This window comes from Brevundimonas sp., assembly GCF_023259385.1.
Classification (GTDB): domain Bacteria; phylum Pseudomonadota; class Alphaproteobacteria; order Caulobacterales; family Caulobacteraceae; genus Brevundimonas.
On sequence record NZ_JAHFPF010000179.1, the window covers coordinates 1 to 7,604 of the forward strand.

5 protein-coding genes are annotated in these 7,604 nt (G+C 67.6%); 4 read left to right on the forward strand and 1 reads right to left on the reverse strand.

Translation table 11 applies throughout. The features are described from left to right. Positions 1-269 precede the first annotated feature (269 nt). Both Q0C81_RS13400 and Q0C81_RS13405 read left to right on the forward strand, forming a co-directional pair. Positions 270-2,297, forward strand: a complete 2,028-nt coding sequence (locus Q0C81_RS13400; protein WP_291838757.1) for a TonB-dependent siderophore receptor — start codon at positions 270-272, stop codon at positions 2,295-2,297. A gap of 117 nt (positions 2,298-2,414) precedes the next feature. Continuing rightward, on the forward strand, positions 2,415-4,451 hold the full coding sequence (locus Q0C81_RS13405) for a TonB-dependent siderophore receptor (protein WP_291838760.1): 2,037 nt from the start codon (positions 2,415-2,417) through the stop codon (positions 4,449-4,451). A 106-nt stretch (positions 4,452-4,557) separates the two neighbouring features. Here Q0C81_RS13405 and Q0C81_RS13410 read toward each other — a convergent pair whose 3' ends face one another. After that, positions 4,558-6,240, reverse strand: coding sequence for a peptide MFS transporter (locus Q0C81_RS13410; protein ID WP_291838764.1), 1,683 nt, complete (start codon positions 6,238-6,240; stop codon positions 4,558-4,560). Between the two features lie 236 nt (positions 6,241-6,476). Here Q0C81_RS13410 and Q0C81_RS13415 point away from each other — a divergent pair, with 236 nt between their 5' ends. Both Q0C81_RS13415 and Q0C81_RS13420 read left to right on the forward strand, forming a co-directional pair. Next, positions 6,477-7,412, forward strand: coding sequence for a hypothetical protein (locus tag Q0C81_RS13415; protein ID WP_291838768.1), 936 nt, complete (start codon positions 6,477-6,479; stop codon positions 7,410-7,412). Beyond that, positions 7,409-7,604, forward strand: a 196-nt coding sequence (locus tag Q0C81_RS13420) for a hypothetical protein (RefSeq protein ID WP_291838769.1), incomplete at its 3' end; no start/stop codon positions are given. The genes Q0C81_RS13415 and Q0C81_RS13420, both read left to right, overlap by 4 nt.

A 7,604-nucleotide genomic window follows, 5' to 3' on the forward strand; every position in this document is an offset into this window, starting at 1 on the left:
TCCTGCGAAGCGGGGGCGGAGGGCGTCTGCGCCAGGGCCGGCGATGCGCCGGCAGTCAGAAGCAGAAGGGAGACGGCAACGGCGACGACGGCTTTCACGAACTCACCCGTTAGACTTGATGAAGAGAAGTATTGGATAGACCAGATCAGAACATAAAGATGACAGCCCTGTAATGCTGTCGCCGATTTAATCCACCTGTCCGTCTTGTAACTGGAGACAAGCAAACCATCCGGTCACACCTCTCGTCACACGACGAGGGGAGTTTCGCAATGACCAGAACCATTCTGTTGGCGACCACAGCGCTGTTGCTGACCGCCGGCGCCGCGGCCGCTCAGACGCCGCCGCCTGTACAGGCCGAAGCGGGTCAGCAGGGCGTGCTGATCTTCGAACCGGCCTTCTTCTCCGACCAGCAGCCCAACACCGCGCTGGACATGGTCAACCGCGTCCCCGGCTTCAGCGTCAACGACGGCGACGGCAGCCGCGGCTTCGAGGGTTCGGTCGGCAACATCCTGATCAACGGCTCGCGGCCCGCCTCCAAGAACGACACCGGCTCCAATGTCCTGTCGCGCACCCTGGCCGCCCAGGTCCTGCGCATCGAGCTGATCCGCGGCGGCGCCCCCGGCATCGACATGCAGGGCTTCTCGGTCGTCGTGAACGTCATCACCCGCAGCGAGTCCAGCCGGCAGTCGGTCTTCACCGGCAACGCCGCCCTGTTCGAGGGCGGAAACGACGTCTACGGCGGCTCGTGGCAGTTCACGGCCAAGGACGGCGACCGCACCTGGGGCTTCACCCTCAGCGACGGCATGTCGACCAGCGACTCCAACGGCGTCGGCCCGGTCGTCCGCCGCGACGGCGCCGGGACCATCCTGCGTCAGGAAGACTTCTTCAACGACCAGTCCGGCGGCGGAAACTCGCTGCGGGTCAACTACGCCAGCCCCTTCCTGGGCGGCAAGATCGACCTGACCGCCCGCTACGGGATCAACGACTTCTCGAACATAAACCTGCAGACCTCGCCCACCGTGCGGCGTGAGAGCGTCTACGCCGAGGACGGCGCCAGCGGCGAGTTCGGCCTGGTCTACACCCGCGATATCGACAGCCGCCTGAAGTCCGAAACCCGTTTCATCCACGAGTTCTCCGACAACGATTCGAGCGCCTTCTCGCGGGTCACGGAAAATGCGGTGAACGCGCCAGAGCAGCGCTTCTCCTCGGTCAGCGAGAGCTCCGAAACCATCCTGCGCAGCCTGCTGCGCTATGAGCATTCCCCCAAGCTCACCATCGAGACCGGCGGCGAGGTCGCCTACAACATGCTGGAGACCGAGCAGGCCTTCAGCGTCGGCGGCGTGGCCGTTCCGCTGCCCTCGGCCTCGGTCAAGGTCGAGGAGACGCGCGGCGAGCTTTTCGCCAAGGGAACCTGGCGGCTGCGCGACAACCTGACCTTGGAAAGCGGCGTGCGTGTCGAGGCCTCGACCATCAGCCAGTCGGGCGACGCGGACAAGGAGAAAAGCTTCTACTTCATCAAGCCGCGCTTCCTGGCCACCTGGACGCCGAGACCCAACAACCAGTTCCGGCTGCGCTTCGAACGCGAGGTCGGACAGCTGAACTTCAGCGACTTCGCCGCTTCGGCCGAACTGGAGGACGAGAACGTCTTCGGCGGCAACATCGACCTGGAGCCCGAACAGCGCTGGATCAGCGAGCTGGCCTATGAGCGCCGCTTCTGGGGCGATGGCATCGTCAGCATCACCCTGCGCCACGATGAGATCAGCGACGCCATCGACGTGATCCCGCTGGACGGCGGCCTGTCGGCCAACGGCAACATCGGCGATGGAACGCTGGACCAGTTGGCGGTGAACATCCTGGTGCCGATGGACAAGGTCGGCTTCACGGGCGGCCGCGTCGGCTTCCGCAACACCTGGAACAAGACCGAGGTCACCGATCCGACCACCGGCGAGACGCGCCCGATCTCAGACGTGCGCCCCACACAGGCGACCATCACCATCGCTCAGGACATCAAGTCCTGGAACCTGCAGTGGGGCGGCGCCTGGCTGCCGCTGCTGGGCCTGGCGAGCTACGACCCCGACCAGAGATTCAGCTGGCGCGGCAAGGACTATTTCGAGCTCTGGGCCGAATACAAGCCGACCCCGACCCTGTCGTTGCGGGCTCAGATCAACGTCTGGAACGACTTCGACCAGGAACGCATCGTCTACGGCGACCGCCTGACCCGGCCGATCGCCTACATCGAAACCCGTCAGATCGACCCGCGGACCTTCTACCAGCTGCGCCTGCGCAAGACGTTCTGATCGGCTCCGGAGGCGGCGGCGGTTTCCCTTTGACCGCCGCCGGTTCACACACCTGTCCCGCTTTTAACTGGAGCCGGCGGGGCTTCGCAGGCAACCTCTACCGACAGGGGAGACGTCATGCACAAGGCATTCTGGCTAGCGAGCGTCGCAGCGTCCGTCCTCATAACCCCGGCCCTGGCGCAGACCGCGCCGCCTGCCCCCGAAACCATCGCCCAGCAGGGCGTGCTGGTGTTCGACCCCGTCTTCTTCGCCGACAGCCGCCCGGACACGGCGTTCGACATGATCACGCGCCTGCCGGGCTTCGCCTTCAACTCCGGCGACAGCGACACGCGCGGCCTGGCCGGCGCGTCGGGCAACGTCCTGATCGACGGCCAGCCGCCCTCGGCCAAGACAGATAATCTGGAGGCGGTCCTGCGCCGCATCTCGGCCGCAGGGGTCGCCCGCATCGAGCTGATCCGCGGCGGCGCTCCTGGCATCGACATGCAGGGCCATCCGGTCGTCGCCAACGTCGTTCTGGCGCGCCAAGTGACCACCGAACGGGTGCTGGAGCTGAACAGCTACATCTATCCCGACGGCCATCTCGGTCCGCTTCTGGCGGCCCGCTATTCCCGTCGCGACGGCGACAACCAGATCGAAGGCTCGATCAGCGCCACCTCCGACCGCACGGACGGCACGGGCGACGGCTTCCGTCGGCGCTACGACGCGTCGGGCAATCTGGTCCAGGACGCCGACCTGGTGCTGTGGGATCGCTTCCGCAACGTGCGCGGCACCGGCGCCGTACAACGCCGCCTCGCCGGCGGTCGCCTGCGCATCACCGGCCTGCTGGGCTGGTTCAGCAATGAGAACGCCCAGGACGTCCTGATCCGCTCGGGTCCCGGAACCGACAGCCGCAACGACGAGGAAGACCACGGCATCGACAGCGAGCTGGGCGTCAGCTGGGTCCGGGACCTTGGGCCGCGCACCGCGCTCGAGCTGACCGGCCTGCAGCGCTACGAAACCGAGGACTACACCGGCGTCTCCGCCAGCGGCGGGAACAGCTCGACCTTCACCTCCGACGACACCGAGGGAGAGTCGATCGCCCGCGTCGAGCTGCGCCATCGCCCCTCGGAACAGTGGTCGGTCGAGACCGGCGGCGAGGTGGCGTGGAACTTCCTCGACAGCGCCACGACCTATTCCGAGAACGGCGTGCCCGTTCCCCTGCCCTCGGCCTCGGTGCGGGTCGAGGAGCTGCGGGGGGAGGTCTTCGGCCAGGCCACCTGGCGACCCACTCCCGAGTTCACCCTCGAGTTCGGCGTACGGGTCGAGGTGTCCGAGATCAGCCAGACGGGCGACAGCGACCTGAGCAAGTCGTTCGTCTATCCCAAGCCCCGCATCCAGGCGACGTGGACGCCGTGGACCGGGCACCAGTTCCGCTTCCGGGTCGAGCGGACGGTGGGCCAGCTCGACTTCGGCGATTTTGTCGCCTCGGCCGACATCGACATCGGCCAGGTCGAGGGCGGCAACCCCGATCTGGCGCCGTCGCAGGAGACGGTGTTCGAGGCCTTCTACGAGCGCCGCTTCTGGGACAAGGGCGTCTTCGACGTGACCGTCCAGCATGCCGAGGTCCAGGACGTGGTCGATGTGATCCCGCTGGCGGGGGGCTTCGACGGCGTCGGCAACATCGGCGACGGGACCTCGAACTTCTATCAGGTGCGCCTGACGCTGCCGATGGACCGGCTGGGTCTGTCCAACGCCCGTCTGCAAACCCGCGGCAGCTGGTCACAGACCCGCGTCACCGACCCGGTCACCGGCCAGGAGCGCCGCTTCGAGGGCAACCAGGCCTTCGGCTGCGGCGTCAACTTCAACCAGGACCTGAAGGGCGGTCGCTGGTCCTACGGCTTCGACCACGGCTGCAATGTCGACAAGGGGCGCATCTTCCGGGTGCGCGAGATCCGCGCCCTCTACGCTGAGCCGGGCGTATCGCTCTATGGCCAGTGGAAGCCGCGGCCCGACCTGACCGTCCGCGTCGACATGGGCAACGCCAGCGACCGGGCCCAGGGCTATAACCGCGACCTCTACAGCGGACCGCGCGACGTGGCGCCGGTCGTCACCCACGAGGTGCGCCGCACGAAGATGAGCCCTTGGCTGTTCCTGCAGATAAGAAAGACCTTCTGAAGAAGGCGTCCCTCCGTCCCCCGGAAACTGAGGATGCCCCGGTGCATCAAAAAAGGGCGGGACCGCGAGGTCCCGCCCTTCCTGTGTGATCAACCCGTGAGGGCGATCAGTGGATGCCCGCCATGCCCTTCTTGAGGAGCGGCGAGATGATCAGCAGGAACACGCCCACGCCGACGCCGACCCAGCCGATGGTCCCGAAGATGGAACCATAGGTTTCCAGGGCCAGGGCGCGGTCGGTGACGACGCCCGCCACCGTGTCGGTCGCGGTCGCCTTGGCGATGATGCCGGCCACGATGTGCGCCACGGAGCTGGACAGGAACCACACGCCCATCATCAGGCCGACCACGCGCGCCACCGAAAGCTTGGTGATCATCGAAAGGCCGACCGGCGAAATGCAGAGCTCGCCGATGGTGTGGAAGAAGTAGGTCAGGAACAGGAACAGCAGCGGCACGCGGAAGTCCGCATTGGCCAGATTGCCCGCCGCCCACATCAGCACCAGGAAGCCGATCCCGACGAACATCAGACCGAACGAGAACTTCACCGGAGTGGAGGGTTCGGCGTTGCGCTTGGCCAGCCAGACCCACAGCGCCGCCATGATCGGACCGCCCAGAACGATGATGCCCGGGTTGAACATCTGCGTCATGGCCGCATTGAACCACGAGGGCATCTGGGTCGACTGGTCGGCGAACAGGGTCAGCGACGAGCCGGCCTGTTCAAACAGGGCCCAGAACAGGACCGAGAAGAAGATCAGCACCTGGGCGACCAGCATGCGGCTCCGCTCGGAGCCCTTCAGCTTGAAGACCGTGTAGCCGACAACCAGGGTGAAGATGACGCCCGCGAGCCACGGCAGCAGGTTCTCGATGATCTCGTGGCGCTGCATCAGAAGCCAGGTCGGGAAGACCGCGACCAGGCCGGCGATCCAGAAGAACGGCACCAGCGGCACGCCCAGGATGCTGCGCCCCTGAACCGGAACCGGCGGTGCGCCGCGGCCCTCGAGCCAGCCCTGGCCGAGCACGAAGGTCAGCAGGCCGAACAGCATGCCCACGCCCGCCAAGCCGAACCCGTAGGCCCAGCCGTACTTGATTCCGAGATAGGAACAGGCCGCGGTGGCCAGGAACGAACCCAGGTTGATGCCGACATAGAAGATGGTGAAGCCGCCGTCGCGACGCGGGTCGTTCTCTTCGTAGAGCGCCCCCACGACGGTGGAAATGTTGGCCTTCAGGAAGCCGACCCCGACGATGATCAGGGACAGCGCGAAGAACAGGATCGGTTCGCCCAGCGCCAGGTCACGGTTGGTCTCCAGGCTGTAGCCGCCCGCGGGCGTGAAGGCCGGGAAACCGCCGGCGGTCGGAGCCGCGACAGCATTGGCGGCTGCCGGCTCGGCGCCGACGGTCGAGACGCCTTGCGGCGTGATCGAGATATGAACCCGCTCGTCGCCGTTGACGGCGAACATCTTGCGGTTCTGGTCTCGGCCTTCGACCTGAAGTTCGTAGGTCGTGGCGCCGATGGTCAGGCGCTCACGCCCGCCCGTGCCCTCGAAGGCCATGGTGAAGTGGCCGGCCACCAGCAGCACCGCGCCGATGATGACCGCCTTGCGCGATCCCAGATACCGGTCCGCGATCAGGCCGCCCAGCACAGGCATCAGATACACCAGCGCGGCGTAGGCCGCGTAGATGCCCTGCGCCTCGCCGGTGCTGAACAGGAAATGTTGGGTCAGATAGAGGACCAGCAGGGCCCGCATGCCGTAGTAGGAGAAGCGCTCCCACATCTCGGTGAAGAACAGGATCACCAGCCCGCGCGGATGTCCCAGAAACGTCTTGCGGGGCCCGGCGGTAAGCGCGCCCCCTGTGTCCGTCGTACTCAACGGCCAACTCCCATTTTGCCTTGCGCCCCACCTGACGCGATGGGCGCATAAGCAGCACGCGGATGAAGACCGGACAAGAGTTAAGGGTAAATTGGCGCCGAGGTGGCTTGCCGCCCCCCTGACGGCAGGATAGGCCCGCCGGACAGGCGGCAGGTAAAAGCATGACGACTCGGCGCGCGACCCTGATCGGATTGGCCGGCGGCCTGGCCGCGGCCGCCTGCTCGCGCGCGCCCACAGTGACGGGCGACGTAGTCGCCGCGGGCCAACCCGCCGCCCTGCTGATCTGGGCCGTCGCCCGCGAGCGGCTGGCGGGATGGCCGCGCAAGCCGGACCCCGAATGCCTGGCCGGACTGGCGCCCGGCGCCGCGGCCCTGCCCGAACTGGGCGGACTGGCCGGACCGGGACGGCAGGCGGGGTTGGAAGCCATCGCCGCCCTGCGCCCGAGCCTGATTCTCGACTACGGCGACACCGATGCGCAGAACGTCCAGCGCGGGGTCCGGATCAAGGCGCGGTTGAACCTGCCCTGGACCCTGATCGACGGCGCCCTGACCCGCATTCCCGAAGCCTTCCGACAAGCCGGAGGGCTGCTCGGCGCCGCCGAGCGCGGCGCCAGCCTGGCCGACGACGCCGAACGGGTGCTGGCCGACTGGCGCAGGTCGCCGCCGGGCCGAAGCTTCTACTACGCACGCGGCGCCGACGGGCTGGAGACCGGCTTCCGCGGCGCCCTGGCCACCGAGGTGCTCGAGGGCGCCGGCTGGACCAATGTCGCGGTCGGCGCGACCGACATCGGGCGGGTCACCCGCGAACAAATCATCGCCTGGGACCCCGAAGTGTTGGTCACCCTGAACGAGGGTTTCGCGCGCACCGCCCTGCACAGCGAGGTCTGGCGCCGCCGTCCCAACGGCGGGATGCGCCGCATCCTGCTGCTGCCCGACAAGCCGTTCGGCTGGATCGACCGGCCGCCGTCGGTGAACCGTCTGCTGGGCTGCGCCTGGCTGGCCTCTCCCGGCGACAGCGCCATGGCGCTGGCCATGCTGAGCCGCCGCCTCTACGGGCTGGCCCCGGCCGAAATCCGCCGCCCGCAATGGCTCGATTGAGAGGCGTTCCAGCCTGGGTCCCGACCGCCGCCCTGACGCTGGCGGCCCTCGCCGCCGCGACCGCCGTCCTGTGCTCCGGCCCGCTGTCGGTCGCCCCGGCCGACCTCGCCGCCGCCCTGTTCGGACGCGGCTCGCCCGAGGCGGAGCTGGCGCTCGCCCTGCGCGGCCCCCGCCTGCTCGCGGCCCTGACCT

Coding starts and splice junctions, on each gene's coding strand:
- Q0C81_RS13400 (WP_291838757.1), top strand. CDS start 270: ATGACCAGAACCATTCTGTTGGCGACCACAGCGCTGTTGCTGACCGCC.
- Q0C81_RS13405 (WP_291838760.1), top strand. CDS start 2,415: ATGCACAAGGCATTCTGGCTAGCGAGCGTCGCAGCGTCCGTCCTCATA.
- Q0C81_RS13415 (WP_291838768.1), top strand. CDS start 6,477: ATGACGACTCGGCGCGCGACCCTGATCGGATTGGCCGGCGGCCTGGCC.